This is a genomic window from Pseudomonas sp. Arb-4-2C, assembly GCF_055755015.1.
The window spans coordinates 859363-880821 of sequence record NZ_CM146899.1 but is presented as its reverse complement, the minus strand read 5'-3'; the positions used below and the strand labels follow the sequence as shown (position 1 = coordinate 880821).

The window sequence follows — 21459 nt, the reverse complement described above, 5'->3', positions numbered from 1 at the left end:
TCAGCGGGTGATGCCGCGAGTCGACGACTGAATCGAGTCACGAAACAGCGCGACTTCCGGGAACTGTGCAGCCGGTTCGGCCAGCTCGGACAGCGCCTGTTCCACGGTCAGCCCTTGGCGGTACACGGTTTTGTAAGCGCGACGCAGGGCGTGAATGGCGTCTTCACTGAAACCGCGGCGGCGCATGCCTTCGAAGTTCATGCTGCGCGCTTCAGCCGGGTTGCCGAATACGGTCACGAACGCCGGTACGTCCTTGCCGATGGCGGTGCCCATGCCGGAAAAGCTGTGGGCGCCGATGTGGCAATACTGATGAACCAGGGTGAACCCGGATAGGATCGCCCAGTCGTCGACATGTACATGTCCGGCCAACGCCGTGTTGTTGACCAGAATGCAGTTGTTGCCGATCACACTGTCGTGACCGATGTGGGCATAGGCCATGATCAGGTTGTGGTCGCCCAGCGTAGTTTCGGAGCGATCCTGGACAGTGCCACGGTGAATGGTCACGCCTTCGCGGATGACATTGTGGTCACCAATCACCAGACGGGTTTCTTCACCTTTGTATTTCAGATCGGGCGTGTCTTCGCCTACCGAGGAAAACTGGTAGATGCGATTGTGCTTGCCGATCCGGGTCGGGCCTTTGAGGACCACATGCGGTCCGATCACGGTACCCTCGCCGATTTCCACACCTGCGCCGATGATCGACCACGGGCCGACCTCGACGCCGTCAGCCAGAACGGCCGACGGATCGATGATTGCGCGAGGGTCAATCAAACTCATAGCTTGCGTTCCGCGCAGATGATTTCTGCCGAGCAGACCGGCTTGCCATCGACCGAAGCCTGGCACTCGAACTTCCAGATCTGACGCTTGCAGCTGATGAACCTGGCTTCAAGAATCAGCTGATCACCCGGCAATACAGGCTGGCGGAAACGCAGCTTGTCGGAACCGACGAAGTAATAAAGCGTGCCGTCGGCAGGCTTCACATCGAGCATTTTGAAACCGAGGATCCCGGCAGCCTGAGCCATCGCTTCGATGATCAGCACGCCCGGCATGATCGGATGTGCCGGAAAGTGGCCATTGAAGAACGGCTCGTTGATGCTGACATTCTTGTAGGCGCGAATGCGCTTGCCTTCAGTGTCCAGTTCCACCACCCGGTCCACCAGCAGGAACGGGTAACGGTGAGGCAGGTATTCGCGAATCTCGTTGATGTCCATCATTTCGGGGGGAAGCCTATGTAAAGATTGGGAGCGCGACTGACGCGCACTCCTCTAGCAAATCAAGGAGGCAGTCTAGAGGCTGTGCACACTTGATATGGAAATGGTATCAGCCATCAGATGAAGCATTGCCGCTGGGGGTCACTTCCCCAACGCGCTTTTCCAGCTGTTTCAAACGTCGCGCGAGGTCATCGAGCTGACGGATGCGGGCCGCGCTTTTGCGCCACTCGGCCGCCGGTTGCATGGCTGTGCCGGAAGAATAGGCACCCGGCTCGGTAATCGAGTGGGTCACCATGGTCATCCCGGTGAGGAAAACGTTGTCGCAAATATCAATGTGGCCCACCAGACCGACACCGCCAGCGAGCATGCAGTGCTTGCCGATTTTGGTGCTGCCGGAGATCCCGACACACGCAGCCATCGCGGTGTGATCACCGACCTGAACGTTGTGCGCGATCTGAATCTGGTTGTCGAGCTTCACGCCATTGCCGATCACGGTATCGGCCAAGGCGCCACGGTCGATGGCGGTATTCACGCCAATCTCCACATCGTCGCCGATGGTGACGCCACCAATCTGGGCGATTTTCTGCCAGATACCTTTTTCGTTGGCAAAGCCGAAGCCTTCACCGCCGAGCACGGCACCGGACTGGATCACCACACGCTTGCCGATACGCACGTCGTGGTACAGCGTCACCCGCGGAGCGAGCCAGCCGCCCTCACCGATTTCACTGCGGGCACCGATGACGCAATGTGCGCCCAAGGTAACCTGCGCGCCGATTCGCACACCGGCCTCGATCACCACGAACGGGCCGATGCTGGCGCTTGGATCAACCACCGCATCCGGCGCAATCACTGCTGTGGGATGAACACCCGCAGTAGCTTTTGGCTTGGGATCGAACAGGTGCGAGATGCGTGCGTAAGCCAGGTAAGGGTCCGGCACCACCAGCGCGTTGCCGGCAAAACCGTCGGCATCGGCCTCTTTGAGCAACAGCGCAGCCGCCTGGGAACTCGCCAGGTATTTGCGATATTGAGGATTTGCCAGAAAGCTCAACTGAGCTGGGCCAGCCTCCTGCAAGGTGGCTAGCCCAGTAATTTGCGTCTCGGGGTCGCCACGCAGGGTGGCGCCGAGGAACTCGGCCAACTGGCCGAGCTTGATAGTCACGGTCATGGGTTACTTCAGCTGATTCATGCGCTCGATAACCTGGCGCGTGATGTCGTACTGAGGTTTGACATCGATCACTGCGCCACGCTCGAACACCAGGTCAAAACCACCTTTCTTGATGACTTCTTCCACTGCGCTATCCAGTTTCGGCTTCAGTTGCTTGAGCATTTCGCGGTCGGCAACAGCCTTGGCTTCGTTCAGCTCCTTGGACTGGAACTGGAAGTCACGAGCCTTTTGCTTGAATTCAAGCTCCAGACGCTCGCGCTCACCCTGCTGCATTTTGTCGCCACCGGCCATCAGACGGTCCTGAATGCCTTTGGCGCTGCTTTCCAGCGTCTTGAGCTTGGTCAGTTGCGGGCCGAACTTCTTCTCGGCATCGACGGCGTACTTCTTGGCCGCGTCGGACTCCAGCAGCGCCATCTGATAGTTCAGAACAGCGATTTTCATGTCGGCGAACGCCGGGCCTGCCACCAGTACGGAGGCCAGGAGAACCAATTGAGTCAACTTACGCACGATGCACTCCTACAAAATCCATTGTCGTTATCTTGGGTCAGACGCTTAGAACGTCTGGCCGAGGGAGAATTGGAACACTTGAGTTTCAGCGTTATCCGGTTTCTTGATCGGTGTGGCCAACGCGAAGCTCAAAGGTCCCAGTGCGGTTACCCAGGTCACGCCAACACCGACGGAACTGGCCATGTTGCTCAGGCTGATGTCGTTGCATTGAGTGTTGGCCTTTGTACCGTCAGCGTTGTTGGTCGACTTGCAGGTCGAATCGAACACGTTACCGACGTCCCAGAATACCGAGGTACGCAGGGAGCGCTGATCTTTCACGAACGGCAGCGGGAACAGGACTTCAACACCACCCTGGATCAATACGTTGCCACCGAACGGCAGCGGATCCTGGTCCGGGTCGGCGATGGTGCCTACGTTACCAGTCTTGCCGACACCGCGACTTGGGGTACTGCGAGGACCCAGAGTACTGTCCTTGAAGCCGCGAACCGAGTTGAAACCACCAGCATAGTAGTTTTCATAGAACGGCAAGCCGTCGGTCGAACCATAACCGTCGCCATAACCCAGCTCGGTGTGCAGACGCAGGGTGTAGTTTTCGGTGATTGGCTGGAACAACTGACCACGGTAGTCGAGTTTGTAGAACGACAGGTCGCTGCCTGGAATCGTGGTTTCCAGCGTCAGGCTCTGGGAACGGCCACGGGTCGGCAATACGCCCTTGTTCAGGGTCGACTCGGACCAGCCGGCCGAAGCCTTGAAGTTCAGGTAGTTGTCGCCTTCCTTGTTAACGAAGTCGAAAATCTCGTCAACGGTGTACTGACCGGTCTTGATCTTGTCCTGTTGAGCGGACAGACCGAAGGTCAGACGCGAAGTCTCGCTGATCGGGTAGCCAACGTTCACGCCGGCACCCAGGCTGTCTACCGCATAGCTTGCTACGTCGACGTCGAGGTCTTTGTAGTCGGTGGTGCGATAGAACGCGTTGTAACCCAGGCTCACGCCATCGGCGGTCCAGTACGGGTCAACGTAGCCGAAGTTGTAGCGGCTCTGGTATTCGCTGCGGGTCAGGCCGACGCTGACACGGTTACCGGTACCGAGGAAGTTGTTCTGGGTGATCGAACCACCGAGGATCAGACCGGCACTCTGGGCGAAACCGACACTGGCGGTGATCGAACCGGAAGCCTGTTCTTCAACGGCGTAGTTCACGTCAACCTGGTCGTCGACGCCCGGAACAGCCGGCGTTTCAACGTTCACTTCCTTGAAGAAGCCCAGACGCTCAAGACGGGTCTTGGACTGGTCGATCAGGTAGGTCGAAGCCCAGCCACCTTCCATCTGACGCATTTCACGACGCAGCACTTCGTCTTCGGACTTGGTGTTGCCACGGAAGTTGATACGGTTGACGTAGGCGCGCTTGCCCGGATCGACAGCGAACAGGATGTCCACGGTGTGATCGTCATCATGCGGCTGAGGCACACCGTTGACGTTGGCGAAGGTGTAACCCTCGTTACCCAGGCGACGGGTGATCAGTTCGGACGTGGTGGTCATCAGCTTGCGCGAGAACACCTGGCCTTTCTGCACCAGCAACAGAGACTTGACCTGGTCCTCAGGGACTTTCAGGTCACCGCTGAGCTTGACGTCACGTACGGTGTACTTCTCGCCTTCGGTGATGTTGACGGTGATGTAGACGTGCTTCTTGTCCGGGGTGATGGACACCTGGGTCGAAGCGATGTCCATGTTGATGTAGCCACGGTCCAGGTAGTAGGAACGCAGACGCTCCAGGTCACCGGAGAGTTTTTCGCGGGCGTACTTGTCATCGTTCTTGAAGAACGACAGCCAGTTGGTGGTTTTCAGCTCGAACAGGTCGATCAGATCGTCATCAGGGAAGACCGTGTTACCCACCACGTTGATGTGCTGGATTGCAGCCACGGTGCCTTCGTTGATCTTCACTTTCAGCGCAACGCGGTTACGCGGCTGCGAAACCACTTCGGTATCGACCGTAGCCGAGTAACGGCCCTGGGCAACGTACTGACGTTGCAGCTCGTTACGAACACCTTCGAGGGTGGCGCGCTGGAAGATTTCACCTTCGGACAGACCGGACTGCTTGAGGCCCTTCATCAGGTCTTCGGTGGAGATCGCCTTGTTGCCTTCGATCTCGATACTGGCGACGGACGGACGTTCGACGACCGTAATCACCAGAACGTTGCCTTCGCGGCCCAGCTGGATATCTTGAAAGAAACCGGTTTTGAACAACGCACGAGTGGATTCCACCAGGCGACGATCATCCGCCTGCTCGCCGACGTTCAACGGCAAGGCACCAAAGACGCTACCCGCGGAGACCCGCTGGAGGCCATTGACGCGAATATCAGAGATAGTGAAGGACTCGGCGTGAACTTCGGCGATCATCAATACGGTGAGAACCGCAGTTAGCAGCAGACGTTTCATGAAGTCCTTTCTTATTCCAACTGGCAATAAACAAACTGCCGCAAAATGCGGCAGATTCGCAATTCAGCGAAGCTTTACAGTCGACCCAGATCATTGACCAGAGCAAGCAACATCACTCCGACCACCAAACTGATACCGATCTGCACCCCCCAACCTTGCACCCGATCCGACAAGGGACGACCACGCGCCCACTCAATCAGATAAAACAACAAATGCCCCCCATCCAGTACAGGAATGGGCAGCAAATTCAGAACTCCCAGGCTAATACTCAGATAAGCAAGGAAATTCAGGAAATCAGCGACGCCCGACTGGGCAGAAGCGCCCGCCACTTTAGCAATGGTTATCGGTCCACTCAAGTTTTTTACCGAGAGCTCGCCGAACAGCATTTTCTTCAGTGAGTCCAGCGTCAGAACGCTCATGGTCCAGGTACGACGGGCGCCCTCGCCAATCGCGGCCAACGGACCATAACTGACCTCGCGGATCATTTCCGGCGGCCAGTCTACGGCTTTTACACCTGCACCGAGATAACCGCTCGGCGACTTGCTTTCGCCGCGTGCCGCCAGGGTCACCGGGATGTCGATTTGAGCACCGTCGCGCTCGATACGCAGCATGATTTTGGTATCAGGACGCGTACGAACGGTATCCACCACTTGCTGCCAGTCACCCAGCGACTGGCCGTCGAGCGACAGCAGGCGGTCACCGGTTTTCAGACCGGCGGCTTGCGCCGGGCCTTTTGGATCGAGTTCAGCCAGCACCGGCGGCAACGCCGGACGCCACGGGCGAATACCCAGCGAGCGAATCGGATCGGGCTCGTCGGCCCCTTTGAGCCAATGATCCAAAGCCAGCTCACGCGGCGTGTCCGCGCTGGAGCCCTGCTCGCGCACGAGCAATTGCAGGGAACCGCTTTCCCCAAGTCGACGAACCAACTGCAGATTGACCGCCGCCCAACCGGAGGTCGGCTCGCCATCGATGGCGACGATTTCCTGACCAGCGCTCAAGCCGGCCTTGGCCGCTAGACTGCCGGACTCGACTGCACCAATGACCGGGCGGATCTGCTCGCTGCCGAGCATGGCCAGCACCCAGAAGAACACCAGGGCCAGCAGGAAGTTGGCAATCGGCCCCGCCGCGACAATGGCGATACGCTGGCGAACCGATTTGCGATTGAAGGACTGATGAAGCTGATCGGCCGGCACTTCGCCTTCACGCTCATCGAGCATCTTGACGTAGCCGCCCAGCGGAATCGCAGCAACGACAAACTCAGTGCCCTGCTTGTCGTGCCAGCGCAACAGGGGCATGCCGAAGCCCACGGAAAAACGCAGAACCTTGACGCCACAGCGACGCGCGACCCAGAAGTGGCCGAATTCGTGAAAGGTGACCAGCACACCCAAAGCGATCAGGGTGCCGGCAATCATATAGAGCGCGCTCATCTACTTTCTCCGCAATCCTGTTCAGTGTCGCGTGACGCCAGGGTCCTGCAACGGCTATCGGCCGTGACGACTCAGCCATTGTTCGGCCAGAATCCGCGCTTTCGCGTCTGCGGTAAACACCGCATCCAGATCTTCCAGCGCAACCACAGGCTCAAGATTCAACACATCCTCGATGATACTCGCGATTTCCAGATAACCCACGCGTGCGTCGAGAAACGCCGCGACCGCCACTTCGTTGGCCGCATTGAGCATGGCTGGTGCGCTGTTGCCGGCCTCGGCCGCCTGTCGCGCCAGGCGCAGACAGGGGAAGCGTTCTTCGTCCGGCGCCTCGAAATCCAGACGCGCAACGGCAAACAGATCCAGCGGCGCCACCCCCGAGTCGATACGCTCGGGCCAGGCCAATGCATTGGCAATCGGCGTGCGCATGTCGGGATTGCCCAACTGCGCCAGCACCGAGCCATCCACATAGTCGACCAGTGAGTGAATCACGCTCTGCGGATGGATCACCACCTCGACCTGCGCAGGTTTGGCGTCGAACAACCAGCAAGCCTCGATCAACTCCAGGCCTTTGTTCATCATGCTGGCCGAATCCACCGAGATCTTGCGCCCCATGGACCAGTTCGGGTGCGCACACGCCTGATCCGGCGAAACATGCGCCAATTCACTCATTGGCGTCTGCCGGAAAGGACCACCCGACGCTGTGAGTAAAATCCGCCGCACTCCGACGGCACTCAGCCCACGGGCAAAATCCTGCGGCATGCACTGGAAGATCGCGTTGTGCTCGCTGTCGATCGGCAGCAATACCGAGCCGCTCTTGTGCACGGCTTGCATGAACAGCGCTCCGGACATCACCAGCGCTTCTTTATTGGCCAGGAGGATTTTCTTGCCAGCCTCCACCGCCGCCAATGTCGGACGCAGGCCCGCGGCACCGACGATGGCAGCCATCACGGCATCGACTTCAGGCGCGGAAGCGATCTGACACAGGCCCTCCTCCCCTACCAGCACGCGAGTGGGCAGGCCTGCAGCGCGCAAATCGTCCTGCAGACCGCGAGCCGCAGCCACTTCAGGCACCACAGCGAACTGCGGCACATGGCGAATGCACAAGGCCAGCAACTCGCTCAGGCGGGTGAAGCCGCTCAGCGCGAAAACCTGATAGCGCTCAGGATGACGAGCGATGACGTCCAGGGTGCTCAGACCGATCGAGCCGGTAGCCCCCAGAACGGTAATCTGTTGAGGACGGCTCACGGTGCAGCCATCCACAGCAATACAGCGAAAATCGGGATCGCAGCGGTCAGGCTGTCGATGCGATCAAGCACACCGCCATGACCGGGCAGCAGGTTACTGCTGTCCTTGATACCGGACTGGCGCTTGAACATGCTTTCGGTAAGGTCGCCCACCACCGAAATGAAGACGATCAACGCAGCACCGATCAAGCCCTTGAGCAACTCGCCCACGGTCCAGTCACGAACCAGACCGACGATGGCGGTAATCACCAGACTCAGCGCCAGGCCACCGTAAACACCTTCCCAGCTTTTGCCCGGACTGACTTGCGGCGCCAGCTTGCGCTTGCCAAAGGCACGACCGGAGAAATAGGCACCGATGTCAGCACCCCAGACCAGCACCATCACCGCCATGATCAGCCAGTTGCCCAGCGGGTATTGTTTGATCTGCACCAGCCCTTGCCAGGCCGGCAGCAGGATCAGCAAGCCGATCACCAGCTTGGTGGCCGCTGTGGACCAGTGTTCGCTGGAGCGCGGATACGTCAGCACCAGATAGGTCGCCACCGCCCACCACAACACCGAAGCGCCCAACACCCAAGGGGCGAGGCCCGGCAGGACATACATGACGAACAGCATCAGCGCGACAACAGCGGCATAGCCGACACGGAACGACTGCGCAGTGAAGCCCGCCAGACGCGCCCATTCCCAGGCGCCCAGGCTGACGACCAGACCGATGAACAGCGCAAAACCGGAACCCTCGAGCAGGAAAAACCCGCACAGGGCGATCGGTAGCAGGATCAGCGCAGTGATGATTCGTTGTTTAAGCATTAAACCCGGGCTCCAGCTTCGACCTGCTCGCTCGTTTTACCGAAACGACGCTGACGCGAAGCGAAATCGGCCAGCGCAGTGCGCATGGCTTCGTGTTTGAAGTCCGGCCAGAACAGGTCGGAGAAGTACAACTCGGCGTACGCCAGTTGCCACAGCAAGAAGTTGCTGATGCGGTGCTCGCCGCCGGTGCGGATGCACAGGTCCGGCAACGGCAGATCGCCGGTTGCCAAACAGGTTTGCAGCAGATCCGGCGTGATGTCTTCCGGGCGCAGGTGCCCGGCCTGGACTTCACGCGCCAGACGCTGCGCTGCCTGTGCAATATCCCACTGACCGCCGTAGTTGGCGGCGATCTGCAAGATGAAGCGGTTGGCACCGGCCGTCATGGCTTCAGCCTCGCGCATCGCCGCCTGAAGTTCAGGGTGGAAGCGCGAGCGATCGCCGATGATGCGCAAGCTGATGTTGTTGTCATTGAGGCGCTTGGCCTCACGACGCAGGGCCTTGAAGAACAGATCCATCAAGGCACTGACTTCGTCAGCCGGCCGTTGCCAGTTTTCACTGGAAAAGGCGAACAAGGTGAGCACTTCGACCTTGGCCTCAGCGCACACCTCGATCACTGCCCGCACAGCGTCCACGCCAGCTTTATGCCCGGCGACACCCGGCATAAAGCGTTTTTTCGCCCAGCGATTGTTGCCATCCATGATGATCGCGACATGGCGCGGCACCGCGGACGGCGCAGACTGCTTGGTCTTGTCCATTTAAAACTCGACCCTTATACGGCCATCAGGTCTTTTTCTTTCTCGTCCGTGGCCTTGGTGATCTGGGCCTCGAAGTCTTTGATCAGCTTGTCGATATCAGCGGTGGCACGACGCTCTTCGTCTTCGCTGATTTCTTTATCCTTGACCAGTTTTTTGAGCTCGCCCAGCGCATCGCGACGGATGTTACGCACCGCTACACGAGCATCTTCTGCTGCGCTACGAGCTTGCTTGGTAAATCCCTTACGGGTTTCCTCGGTCAAGGCTGGCATGGAAATCAGCAACAATTCGCCCAGGTTGGTCGGATTGAGGTTCAGGCCAGCGCTCTGGATTGCCTTGTCGACAGCCGCGAGCATATTGCGCTCGAACGCCACGACTTGCAGGGTGCGCGAGTCTTTTACAGTGATGTTAGCCACTTGGGTGATGGAAGTGTCTGCGCCGTAGTACGGCACCATCACACTGCCCAGAATGCTTGGGTGGGCTTTACCGGTACGAATCTGGCCAAATGCGTGAGCCAAGGATTCGAGGGATTTCTGCATGCGCTCTTGAGCGTCTTTCTTGATTTCGTTGATCATTGTTGACCTTCCTCGATCAGGGTGCCTTCAGCGCCGCCATGCACGATGTTCAGCAGGGCGCCGGGCTTGTTCATGTTGAATACGCGCAGCGGCATCTTGTGGTCGCGGCACAGGCAAATTGCTGTCAGATCCATTACACCCAGCTTGCGATCCAGTACTTCATCATAAGTCAGATGATCGAACTTCTCGGCATGCGGGTCTTTGAACGGGTCTGCGGTGTAGACACCATCAACCTTGGTCGCCTTCAGCACGACGTCGGCATCGATTTCGATGGCACGCAGGCAGGCTGCCGAATCCGTGGTGAAGAACGGATTGCCGGTACCGGCTGCGAAGATCACGACGTCTTTGGAGTTCAGGTGACGCATCGCTTTGCGGCGATCATAGTGATCGGTCACGCCAACCATGGAAATGGCCGACATTACGATGGCCGAGATATTGGCACGTTCCAGCGCATCGCGCATGGCCAGGGCGTTCATCACAGTGGCCAGCATGCCCATGTGGTCGCCTGTCACCCGATCCATGCCAGCCTTGCTCAGGGCTTCGCCACGGAACAGGTTGCCACCACCGATCACCAGACCGACCTGTACGCCGATACCGACCAGTTGGCCGACTTCCAGCGCCATGCGATCCAGTACTTTTGGATCGATCCCGAACTCTTCCGAGCCCATCAGGGCCTCGCCGCTAAGCTTGAGTAGAATGCGTTTATAGCGAGCCTGATAACCACTGCCCTGCTGAGCCATTGCGAATCTCTCCTGCGGCGTATTTAAAAATTCTTTGCGAGCTGTTTACAGCTGGCGTTCACTCTAGCTTGGCGCTGCTTCAGCGCCATCGGAACATGGCTTTGTAAGTCAGTTCCAAGTGGAAACCAATAAAAAATTGGTAACCCCATCTGAAAAGAGGCTGCGCGCGTGAGCGGGCAGCCTCTTTCGGGCGACAGTTGAAAAACCGTCTTATTGCTTGGCGGCAGCCAGCTGGGCAGCAACTTCTTCAGCGAAGTTGTCGACCGGCTTCTCGATGCCTTCGCCTACTTTGAAGTAGGTGAAGGAAACGATTTCTGCGCCGCCTTTCTTGGCCAGCTCGCCAACCTTGATTTCAGGGTTCTTGACGAACGCCTGCTCAACCAGGCTCGCTTCTGCCAGGAACTTGCTGATACGGCCTTTGACCATGTTCTCAACAATGTTTTCTGGCTTGCCTTTGATTTTCTCTTCGTTCAGCTGCAGGAACACAGCTTTTTCACGCTCGATCGCTTCAGCCGAAACTTGCGAAGGCAGCAGGAACTCAGGGTTGCTGGCAGCTACGTGCATCGCGATGTCTTTGGCCAGCTCGACGTCACCGCCTTTCAGAGCCACAACAACACCGATCTTGTTGCCGTGCAGGTACGAACCTACAACGTCACCTTCGATACGGGTCAGACGACGGATGTTGACGTTCTCGCCTACTTTGGCAACCAGTGCTTCGCGAGCGGCTTCTTGAGCAGCGATCAGCGGAGCAGCGTCGGTCAGCTTGTCAGCGAAGGCTTTTTCAACGCTGGCAGCAACAAAGTTTTTGAAGTCGTCTTGCAGGGCCAGGAAGTCGGTCTGCGAGTTCACTTCCAGGATAACGGCAGCTTTACCGTCGTCCTTGATTGCGATTGCGCCTTCAGCGGCAACGTTGCCAGCCTTTTTCGCAGCCTTGATCGCGCCCGAAGCACGCATGTCATCAATGGCTTTTTCGATGTCGCCGTCAGCCTTTTCCAGGGCTTTCTTGCAGTCCATCATGCCTTCGCCGGTACGCTCGCGCAGTTCTTTAACCAACGCTGCAGTAATTGCTGCCATTTTCAAATTCCTCTTGGATAGGTTTTCAACCATTCCACCCGATCGAACGGGCGTTCAATTCTTCCCGAATCACCTTGTACCCGCCGCACGTTACAGATGCAGGGGATGCGCCACCACAAGTGGGCGCCAACAAACGGTTTTCGAGGTGGCAAAAAGGGGGCCAAGCCCCCTTTTTGCTTACTGAGTCAACGCCAGGGCGTCAATTACTCAGCTGCAGCCTGAGTTTCTTCAGCTGCGAATTCAACAGTACCGCCAGCAACATTGTTGCGACCGCGGATCACTGCGTCAGCCATCGAACCCATGTACAGCTGGATAGCGCGGATTGCGTCATCGTTGCCTGGGATGATGTAGTCAACGCCTTCCGGGCTGCTGTTGGTATCGACAACGCCGATTACCGGGATGCCCAGCTTGTTGGCTTCGGTGATCGCGATGCGCTCGTGGTCAACGTCGATCACGAACAGTGCGTCTGGCAGACCGCCCATGTCCTTGATGCCGCCCAGGGAGCGATCCAGCTTTTCCAGGTCACGGGAGCGCATCAGCGCTTCTTTCTTGGTCAGCTTGGCGAAAGTACCGTCTTCGGCTTGAACTTCAAGGTCACGCAGACGCTTGATGGAAGCACGAATGGTTTTGAAGTTGGTCAGCATGCCGCCCAACCAGCGGTGATCGACGTACGGCGAACCGCAACGTGCTGCTTCTTCAGCAACGATCTTGCCAGCGGAACGCTTGGTGCCGACGAACAGAATCTTGTTTTTGCCCTGGGCCAGACGCTCTACGAAAGTCAGAGCTTCGTTGAACATTGGCAGGGTTTTTTCAAGGTTGATGATGTGAATCTTGTTACGCGCGCCGAAAATGTACTTACCCATTTTCGGATTCCAGTAACGGGTTTGGTGACCGAAGTGCACACCGGCCTTCAGCATATCGCGCATGTTGACTTGGGACATGATAGTTCCTTAATAAGTCGGGTTTGGCCTCCACGTATCCCAATGACCAACCAGTGGCATAAAGCCAAAAGCACCCAGGTCATCGTGTCGACACGTGTGTGGATTTAAGCTTTTCGGGGTATCCCCGGAAAGCGGCGCATTTTATACCACAGGGTGCGCAGAAACGGAACCCGGAATCTGCAATCGCACCAAGGACATGGGCGCAGCCCCCTTGGAATCGCCTTCGGGCACACCATTGTATAGAGAGACACGATGCACGCAGGCGCGGATTTGCTCCTTTCGTCTGTTAGAATCGGGTTTTTCAGGGTCGCGAAAAGAACACTCGCCACCCAATCCGTATCAGCAAGCGCCGCCGAGCGCAGAGAGAGCCTGTATGACCGTCAACCTCAAAACCCCCGAGGACATTGCTGGCATGCGTGTCGCCGGCAAACTGGCCGCCGATGTGCTGGAAATGATTGCCGAACACGTCAAACCGGGCGTGACCACCGATCAGCTGAACCAGATCTGCCACGACTACATCGTCGACGTGCAGCAGGCCATCCCTGCTCCGCTCAACTACAAGGGCTACCCGAAGTCGATCTGTACTTCGATCAACCACGTGGTCTGCCACGGCATCCCGAACGACAAGCCACTGAAAAACGGCGACACCCTGAACATCGACGTCACCGTGATCAAGGACGGCTACCACGGCGACACCAGCCGCATGTTCCACGTCGGCGAAGTGCCGGTCTGGGCCGAGCGCCTGTCGCAGGTCACCCAGGAATGCATGTACAAGGCGATCGAAATCGTCAAACCCGGCTGCCGCCTCGGCGACATCGGCGAAGTCATCCAGAAGCACGCTGAAAAGAACGGCTTCTCGGTAGTTCGCGAGTTCTGCGGTCACGGCATCGGCAAGGTCTTCCACGAAGAGCCGCAGATCCTGCACTACGGCCGCGCAGGCACCGGCATGGAACTGAAGGCCGGCATGACCTTCACCATCGAGCCGATGATCAACCAGGGCAAGGCCGACACCAAGGTGCTGGGCGACGGCTGGACCGCCATCACCAAGGACCGCAAGCTCTCGGCGCAGTGGGAACACACCCTGCTGGTGACCGATACCGGCTACGAGATCTTTACCCTGCGCGCCGACGACACCATCGCGCGCATCTCGGCCTGATCCACACAACGCTCCCAGCCTTATAGAAGGAAAGCCAATCGATGCCGCAGGTGGATCCCGAACTCTTCGACCGCGGCCAGTTCCAGGCTGAACTGGCCCTGAAAGCGAGTCCCATCGCGGCGTTCAAGAAGGCGATCCGCCAGGCTCGCGAGGTCCTCGACACGCGTTTTCGCAATGGCCGCGACATCCGCCGACTGATCGAAGACCGTGCCTGGTTCGTCGACAACATCCTGCAAAAGGCCTGGGAGCAGTTCAGCTGGAGCGAAGACGCCGACATCGCGCTGGTCGCAGTCGGCGGCTATGGCCGGGGTGAGCTGCATCCCTACTCCGACATCGACTTGCTGATCCTGCTCGACAGCGCCGATCACGAGGTTTTCCGCGACTCCATCGAGCGCTTTCTGACGCTGCTGTGGGATATCGGCCTGGAAGTCGGCCAGAGCGTGCGTTCGGTCGACGAATGCGCCGAAGAGGCCCGCGCCGACCTGACCGTCGTCACCAACCTGATGGAAAGCCGCACCATCTGCGGCCCCGAGCGCCTGCGTCAGCGCATGCTCGATGTCACCAGCACTGCACACATGTGGCCGGCCAAGGAGTTCTTCCTGGCCAAACGCGCCGAGCAGAAGGCCCGTCACCACAAGTACAACGACACCGAATACAACCTGGAACCCAACGTCAAAGGCTCGCCCGGCGGCCTGCGGGATATCCAGACGATTCTGTGGGTGGCCCGTCGTCAGTACGGCACCCTGAACCTGCGCGCCCTGGCCGGCGAAGGTTTCCTGGTGGAGAGTGAAAACGCGCTGCTAGCGTCCTCCCAGGAATTTCTCTGGAAGGTGCGCTACGCCCTGCACATGCTCGCCGGTCGCTCCGAAGACCGCCTGCTGTTCGATCATCAACGGACCATTGCCGGCCTGCTGGGCTTTGAAGGCGACGACGCCAAACAGGCCGTCGAAAACTTCATGCAGCAGTATTTCCGCGTGGTGATGAGCATCGCCCAGCTCAGCGACCTGATCATTCAGCATTTCGAGGAAGTGATCCTCGCCCCGGAAGACGAAGCACCGCCGCAGCCGATCAACTCGCGTTTCCAGTTGCATGACGGTTACATCGAGGCGCGCAACGACAACGTGTTCCGCCGCACGCCGTTCGCCATGCTCGAAATCTTCGTACTGATGGCCCAGCAGCCGGAAATCAAAGGCGTGCGCGCCGACACCATTCGTCTGCTGCGGGAAAACCGTCACCTGATCGACGACAACTTCCGCAACGACATCCGCAATACCAGCCTGTTCATCGAGCTGTTCAAGTGCAAGATCGGCGTCCACCGCAACCTGCGCCGGATGAACCGCTACGGCATCCTCGGGCGCTACCTGCCGGAGTTCGGGTTCATCGTCGGGCAGATGCAGCACGACCTGTTCCACATCTATACGGTCGACGCGCACACCCTGAACCTGATCAAACACCTGCGTAAGTTGCAGTACACCCAGGTGTCGGAAAAATTCCCGTTGGCCGCCAAGCTCATGGCCAAACTGCCCAAGCCCGAACTGATCTACATGGCCGGTCTGTACCACGACATCGGCAAGGGCCGGCATGGCGATCACTCGGACATCGGCGCAGTCGATGCCGAAGCGTTCTGCCAGCGTCATCAACTGCCAACATGGGACAGCCGCCTGATCGTCTGGCTGGTGCAAAACCATCTGGTGATGTCGACCACCGCGCAGCGCAAGGATCTGTCCGATCCGCAGGTGATCCACGATTTCGCCCAGATCGTCGGCGACGAAACCCGTCTGGACTACCTGTATGTGCTGACCGTGGCCGACATCAATGCGACGAACCCGACGCTTTGGAATTCGTGGCGCGCCAGCCTGTTGCGCCAGCTCTACACCGAGACCAAACGCGCCCTGCGCCGTGGTCTGGAAAACCCGGTCGATCGGGAAGAGCAGATCCGCCAGACCCAGAGCGCGGCCCTGGATATTCTGGTGCGCGGCGGCACCGATCCGGACGACGTCGAGCAGTTGTGGGCGCAGTTGGGCGATGACTATTTCCTGCGTCACACCGCTGGCGACGTGGCCTGGCACAGTGATGCGATCCTGCAGCAGCCGGCCGATGGCGGCCCGCTGGTACTGATCAAGGAAACCACCCAGCGCGAGTTCGAGGGCGGTACGCAGATCTTCATTTATGCGCCCGATCAGCACGACTTCTTCGCCGTGACCGTGGCCGCGATGGACCAGCTCAACCTGAACATTCATGACGCCCGGGTCATCACCTCGAGCAGCCAGTTCACTCTCGACACCTACATCGTGCTCGACAACGATGGTGAATCCATCGGTGACAACCCGGCACGGATCAAACAGATCCGCGACGGCCTGACCGAAGCGCTGCGCAACCCGGACGACTACCCGACGATCATCCAGCGCCGGGTGCCGCGTCAGCTCAAGCACTTCGCGTTTGCGCCGCAGGTGACGATCCATAACGATGCCCAGCGTCCGGTGACAGTGCTGGAACTGACCGCGCCTGACCGCCCGGGCCTGCTGGCACGGATCGGCGGGATCTTCCTCGAGTTCGACCTGTCGCTGCAGAACGCCAAGATTGCGACCCTGGGCGAACGGGTGGAAGACGTGTTCTTCATCACCGACGCCCACAACCAGCCGCTGTCCGACCCACTGCTGTGCAGCCGCTTGCAGGATGCAATCGTTGAACAACTGAGCGTCAATCAGGAACCGGATATCAAGCTTTCGCGTATCAGTATCTGAATTAACACATGACCCCTGTGGGAAGGATCACTCCAATACCAGCCTGTTGATCAAAACCCCTGCAGGAGCGAGCCTGCTCGCGATAGCGGTGTATCAGCCACCCGCAGCGTTGAACATGACGCCGCCATCGCGAGCAGGCTCACTCCTACACGTTTTGCGCATCTGCCAGCATTGGTGTATCGCCCCCACATTGAACGAGGCATCCATGAACAACGCTCTGAACCAGCTCCAGCCCTACCCGTTCGAAAAACTCCGCGCCCTGCTCGGCACCGTGACCCCGACCCCGGACAAACGCCCGATCGCCCTGTCGATCGGCGAGCCGAAACATCGCTCGCCGAGCTTTGTCGCCGAAGCGCTGGCGAACAATCTGGATCAGATGGCGGTATACCCGACCACCCTCGGCATCCCGGCCCTGCGCGAAGCCATCGCTGGCTGGTGCGAGCGTCGTTTCGGCGTGCCGAGCGGCTGGATTGACCCAGCGCGCAACGTGCTGCCGGTCAACGGCACCCGTGAAGCGCTGTTCGCCTTCACCCAGACCGTGGTCAACCGCGGTGACGATGCCCTGGTGGTCAGCCCGAACCCGTTCTATCAAATCTACGAAGGCGCAGCGTTCCTCGCCGGCGCCAAGCCGCACTACCTGCCGTGCCTGGATGAGAACGGCTTCAATCCGGACTTCGACGCCGTATCGCCAGAGATCTGGAAACGCTGCCAGATCCTGTTCCTGTGCTCGCCGGGCAACCCGACCGGCGCGCTGATCCCGGTCGACGTGCTGAAAAAACTGATTGCCCTGGCTGACGAGCACGACTTCGTGATCGCTGCGGACGAGTGCTACAGCGAGCTGTACTTCGACGAACAAACCCCGCCACCGGGCCTGCTCAGCGCCTGCGTCGAACTGGGCCGCAAGGACTTCAAACGCTGCGTGGTGTTCCATAGCCTGTCCAAGCGCTCCAACCTGCCGGGCCTGCGCTCCGGCTTCGTCGCCGGCGACGCCGATGTACTCAAGGGTTTTCTGCTGTACCGCACCTACCACGGCTGCGCGATGCCGGTACAAACCCAACTGGCCAGCGTTGCGGCGTGGAATGACGAAGTGCATGTGCGCGCCAACCGTGCGCTGTACCGCGAGAAGTTCGACGCGGTGCTGGAAATCCTCAGCCCGGTGATGGATGTGCAGCGTCCGGATGGCAGCTTTTACCTGTGGCCGAATGTGCAGGGTGACGATGCGGCGTTCTGCCGGGACCTGTTTGCCGAAGAACATGTGACCGTGGTGCCTGGCTCGTACCTGTCCCGCGAAGTGGCCGGCGTCAACCCGGGGGCCGGTCGTGTGCGGATGGCACTGGTTGCGCCATTAGCTGAATGTGTGGAAGCGGCTGAACGGATTCGCGCATTCATTACGCGTCACAAATAACAACCAACAAGTAACAAGTAACAAATACATTTGCGTGCCAGCCGGCTGGCACGCCTCCTCACCCGAAAGTTACACTTAATAAAACTTCCTCGCTACTTTATACAGTGCCGCAAACCTAGTATTGCGCAATGAACTTTGCCGCCATAAAAACAACATTACAAAACATCCCACAAACATCAAAAGGAATTGATAATGCACCTAAAAAAACTCTGCATAAGCTTGACCACAGAAGACTCTTTCGCCTCCTATGAAGCTGCCATTAACGAGAATCCGGATAATGCGCAAAACGGTGGCAAATCCTTATTTGCCGTAGGTCTCGACAAGAAACTATGGAGCGCCAATCGGACGCTCACCATCTCTTTCCTGGGGAGACCTTCTCAGTCTCTTAAAGATCAGATCAAAGCGCTGATTCTAGAATGGGAGCCACTGGTCAACCTGACTTTAAAGTTCGTTGAAAGTAACGATGGCATCATCAAGATTCAGACCAATGCCAGCCAAAGCGGATCACATATCGGCACTGACGCTCTGCTATATGGCCCAGGTGTACCGACGATGTTCATAGGCCTCCCGCCTACAGACCCTGAATTCAGAGCAATGGTACTGCATGAGTTCGGGCATGCACTTGGACTGCACCATGAACATCTGCACCCCGATGCGAACATCCCATGGAACAAGGCGAAAGTTTATGAGGTTTACGCAAAGCAATATGGCATGTCGAAAGAATTGGTGGATCTCAATATTTTCACACCCATCTCCGAAAACATGACCGTCGGCCCCTACGACGAAACATCTGTCATGCACTATCCCGTGGAAAAGGAACTTACAGACGGCAAGCTGGAAATCCCGGTCAATTCAAATATCAGCGACGAAGATAAACGAGTCATTAAAATCCTTTATCCATCGACGTCGGCCTGAGATCACGCCACCGGCATACCATCTCAGAACCTTTGACGCAGTCTTCAGGCATCGACTATTTGACACTACCCAGGTTGGCTTCGCTCAAATCAAGATCTGCCAACACTTCGCGCAGCACATCATCACCGATCTGGTGATGACGACTCAGGCTGTACAGCTCCAGACGCTGCGCCCGCAGCGCCTTCAGGCGTAAACGCCGCTCCAGCAGATCCATCTGGAACGCCAGCGCCTGCGCCTCGGCGGAGTCGTTGAAGACTTCGAGCTGATGTCGATACTCGGACATGATCCGGGCCTTGAGCTCCGCCGAGAGCGCCGCCTGCGCAGCATCCTGCGGGCCAACCTCTTCAGTTTCCAGGGCATGAATCGCTGCCTCGGCGGTTTTTCGCCAGGCGTCGCGCACTTCCTGGCGACGCTTGTCGTCCGGGCTTTTCTCGATGCCGCGCAACAGCAATGGCAAGGCGATGCAGGCACAAATCAATGACAACAGAATCACCCCGGCGGCGATGAAGATCAGCAGGTCACGCTCGGGGAATGCCTCGCTGCCCATCAACATCGGCACTGACATCACACCCGCCAGCGTCACCGCCCCGCGCACACCGCCGACGGTCAGCAACCAACAGGATCGCGCCGTAGGCACTTGCGTCAAATCGCCCTTGCCACGCAACCGCCGCAGCAGCACCGACAAGCGCCAGATGCTCTGCACCCAGATAAATCGCAACAGCACCAGAGCAAGAAAAATCGCCACCACGTCGAGGCCGCGATACAGCAGCGTCGGCCAGAGCGTGGGCTCGTGGCTGACCACCGCCTTGATGATGTCCGGCAATTGCAGGCCGAGCAGCAGGAAGATCAAGCCGTTGAACGCAAACTCCAGCAACGACCAGACGCTGCGATTGAGCAGGCGCGTGCTGGTTTGGCGCGGCAACAGATCGAGCCAGCTCTGCATCATCCCCGCCGCCACCGCCGAAAGAATGCCCGAGGCTCCCAGTCGTTCAGCCAATACATAGGCGGCGAACGGCAGCAGCAACATGAACACCACGTGGGTGGCCGGATCGTCCCAGCCACGGGCGATCATCCACGCGCGCAAGCGCCCGACCAGCCAGCTCAGCGCCACACCGACCGCCAGCCCGCCGACCGCCACCAGCACGAATGTCAGGCTGGCATTGGCCAACGAAAACACTCCAGTCACTGCCGCCACCAAGGCAAACTTGAAGGTCACCAGACCCGAGGCATCGTTCATCAGCGCCTCGCCTTGCAGGATGTGCATCAACGGCGTCGGCAAGCGGTTCTGGGAAATGGCCGACACCGCCACCGCGTCGGTCGGCGACAGCACTGCGGCGAGGGCGAAGGCCACCGCCAGCGGAATGCTCGGCAACAGCCAGTGAATGAAGTACCCGGCGCCAACCACGGTGAACAGCACCAGACCGACCGCCAGCGTCAGGATCGGCCCGCGCAAATGCCAGAACTCGCGCTTGGGCATGCGCCAACCGTCGGAAAACAGCAGCGGCGGCAGAAACAGAAAAAGGAACAATTCGGGATCGAGCGCCACGTGCAGACCCAGTGTCGGCCAGGCCAACAAGGCGCCAGCAGCGATTTGCACGAGGGGCAGCGGCAGCGGGATGACCCGTCCGACCAGTCGCGAGACACTGACCAGCATCAGCAGGATCAGGACGGTATAAGCGGTTTGCATAAAGCGGAAGTCCCAGACAATCGACAGCGTTGAACTGCCATATTAGCCGCTTAGGATGCGTCTGGCGTTTGCACCTATGTCGCAGCCCTGGCGCAAATCCCCTGTGGGAGCGGGCTTGCTCGCGAAGGCGGTGGATCATTGAGCAATGATTTCGACTGACACACACCTTTCGCGAGCAAGCCTGCTGCCACAGGGTAATCTGCAAGCAGACAAACCTCGGCGCCGCGAAACCGTTTGGTCATGGCATAATCCGACACCATTTTTTTCCAGCACCTGTAAAGGGGGCGATTCCTTGACCGTTTCAAGTAAAACGTTGCACCTTTTCGGCATCAAAGCCTGCGACACCATGAAGAAGGCGCGCACCTGGCTCGATGAACACGCTGTCAGCTACGACTTCCATGACTACAAAACTGCCGGCATCGACCGTGAGCACCTGACCCAATGGTGTGACGAGCACGGCTGGCAAACGGTGTTGAACCGTGCAGGCACGACCTTTCGCAAACTCGACGACGAACGTAAAGCCGATCTCGACCAGTCGAAAGCCATCGAACTGATGCTCGCTCAACCCTCGATGATCAAGCGCCCGGTGCTCGATCTCGGTGACCGAACCCTGATTGGCTTCAAGCCAGACATCTACGCGGCCGCACTCAAGTAAGCAGCCCGTCACTTATTGCTAGAG

19 protein-coding genes are annotated in these 21459 nt (G+C 58.6%); 5 read left to right on the top strand and 14 right to left on the bottom strand.

Annotated features, from left to right (window positions below):
* The 13 genes from lpxA to rpsB form a co-directional block, all read right to left on the bottom strand.
* The gene (gene lpxA / locus AC0J41_RS03865; protein WP_025110880.1) at positions 1 to 777 is read right to left on the bottom strand and encodes an acyl-ACP--UDP-N-acetylglucosamine O-acyltransferase; all 777 of its coding nucleotides are present in this window, start codon (positions 775 to 777) and stop codon (positions 1 to 3) included.
* Positions 774 to 1214: a 3-hydroxyacyl-ACP dehydratase FabZ gene (gene fabZ / locus AC0J41_RS03860; protein WP_025110881.1), complete on the bottom strand. Its 441-nt coding sequence runs from the start codon at positions 1212 to 1214 to the stop codon at positions 774 to 776. Before fabZ ends, lpxA begins: the two co-directional genes overlap by 4 nt.
* A gap of 106 nt (positions 1215 to 1320) precedes the next feature.
* Positions 1321 to 2376 carry a UDP-3-O-(3-hydroxymyristoyl)glucosamine N-acyltransferase gene (gene lpxD / locus AC0J41_RS03855; RefSeq protein WP_473014609.1) on the bottom strand — a complete coding sequence of 352 codons (1056 nt, stop codon included), beginning with the start codon at positions 2374 to 2376 and terminating at the stop codon, positions 1321 to 1323.
* Between the two features lie 3 nt (positions 2377 to 2379).
* The gene (locus AC0J41_RS03850) at positions 2380 to 2883 is read right to left on the bottom strand and encodes an OmpH/Skp family outer membrane protein (RefSeq protein WP_003222140.1); all 504 of its coding nucleotides are present in this window, start codon (positions 2881 to 2883) and stop codon (positions 2380 to 2382) included.
* A 45-nt stretch (positions 2884 to 2928) separates the two neighbouring features.
* Complete coding sequence (bamA, locus tag AC0J41_RS03845; protein WP_473014608.1) at positions 2929 to 5316, bottom strand: outer membrane protein assembly factor BamA; 2388 nt, start codon at positions 5314 to 5316, stop codon at positions 2929 to 2931.
* 74 nt (positions 5317 to 5390) lie between these two features.
* Complete coding sequence (gene rseP, locus AC0J41_RS03840) at positions 5391 to 6743, bottom strand: sigma E protease regulator RseP (RefSeq protein WP_473014607.1); 1353 nt, start codon at positions 6741 to 6743, stop codon at positions 5391 to 5393.
* Between the two features lie 54 nt (positions 6744 to 6797).
* Positions 6798 to 7988: a 1-deoxy-D-xylulose-5-phosphate reductoisomerase gene (gene ispC / locus AC0J41_RS03835; protein WP_473014606.1), complete on the bottom strand. Its 1191-nt coding sequence runs from the start codon at positions 7986 to 7988 to the stop codon at positions 6798 to 6800.
* Positions 7985 to 8791 (bottom strand): phosphatidate cytidylyltransferase, encoded by an 807-nt coding sequence (locus AC0J41_RS03830; RefSeq protein ID WP_025110886.1) that lies wholly within the window; start codon positions 8789 to 8791, stop codon positions 7985 to 7987. The genes ispC and AC0J41_RS03830 overlap by 4 nt, the downstream gene beginning before the upstream one ends.
* Positions 8791 to 9546 (bottom strand): polyprenyl diphosphate synthase, encoded by a 756-nt coding sequence (uppS, locus tag AC0J41_RS03825; RefSeq protein ID WP_003222128.1) that lies wholly within the window; start codon positions 9544 to 9546, stop codon positions 8791 to 8793. The genes AC0J41_RS03830 and uppS overlap by 1 nt, the downstream gene beginning before the upstream one ends.
* Before the next feature lie 14 nt (positions 9547 to 9560).
* Positions 9561 to 10118, bottom strand: a complete 558-nt coding sequence (frr, locus tag AC0J41_RS03820) for a ribosome recycling factor (protein ID WP_473014605.1) — start codon at positions 10116 to 10118, stop codon at positions 9561 to 9563.
* A complete protein-coding gene (pyrH, locus tag AC0J41_RS03815; RefSeq protein WP_003222124.1) occupies positions 10115 to 10858 on the bottom strand; it encodes a UMP kinase in 744 nt (247 codons plus the stop codon). The genes frr and pyrH overlap by 4 nt, the downstream gene beginning before the upstream one ends.
* 210 nt (positions 10859 to 11068) lie before the next feature.
* Entirely contained in the window at positions 11069 to 11932 is an 864-nt protein-coding gene (gene tsf / locus AC0J41_RS03810) for a translation elongation factor Ts (RefSeq protein ID WP_025110889.1), read from the bottom strand.
* 203 nt (positions 11933 to 12135) lie between these two features.
* A complete protein-coding gene (gene rpsB / locus AC0J41_RS03805; protein ID WP_003222119.1) occupies positions 12136 to 12873 on the bottom strand; it encodes a 30S ribosomal protein S2 in 738 nt (245 codons plus the stop codon).
* A gap of 373 nt (positions 12874 to 13246) precedes the next feature.
* Here rpsB and map point away from each other — a divergent pair, with 373 nt between their 5' ends.
* From map to AC0J41_RS03785, 4 genes are all read left to right on the top strand, one after another.
* Positions 13247 to 14029 (top strand): type I methionyl aminopeptidase, encoded by a 783-nt coding sequence (gene map, locus AC0J41_RS03800; RefSeq protein ID WP_102355654.1) that lies wholly within the window; start codon positions 13247 to 13249, stop codon positions 14027 to 14029.
* Between the two features lie 41 nt (positions 14030 to 14070).
* Positions 14071 to 16773: a [protein-PII] uridylyltransferase gene (locus AC0J41_RS03795; protein WP_473014604.1), complete on the top strand. Its 2703-nt coding sequence runs from the start codon at positions 14071 to 14073 to the stop codon at positions 16771 to 16773.
* Positions 16774 to 16978: 205 nt separating this feature from the next.
* Positions 16979 to 18178, top strand: a complete 1200-nt coding sequence (dapC, locus tag AC0J41_RS03790) for a succinyldiaminopimelate transaminase (protein WP_473014603.1) — start codon at positions 16979 to 16981, stop codon at positions 18176 to 18178.
* 192 nt (positions 18179 to 18370) lie between these two features.
* A complete protein-coding gene (locus AC0J41_RS03785) occupies positions 18371 to 19093 on the top strand; it encodes a M12 family metallopeptidase (protein ID WP_473014602.1) in 723 nt (240 codons plus the stop codon).
* A 55-nt stretch (positions 19094 to 19148) separates the two neighbouring features.
* Here AC0J41_RS03785 and AC0J41_RS03780 read toward each other — a convergent pair whose 3' ends face one another.
* Entirely contained in the window at positions 19149 to 20780 is a 1632-nt protein-coding gene (locus tag AC0J41_RS03780) for a Na+/H+ antiporter (protein ID WP_473014601.1), read from the bottom strand.
* Between the two features lie 292 nt (positions 20781 to 21072).
* Here AC0J41_RS03780 and AC0J41_RS03775 point away from each other — a divergent pair, with 292 nt between their 5' ends.
* Entirely contained in the window at positions 21073 to 21435 is a 363-nt protein-coding gene (locus AC0J41_RS03775) for an ArsC family reductase (RefSeq protein WP_003222107.1), read from the top strand.
* The last annotated feature ends 24 nt before the right edge of the window (positions 21436 to 21459 follow it).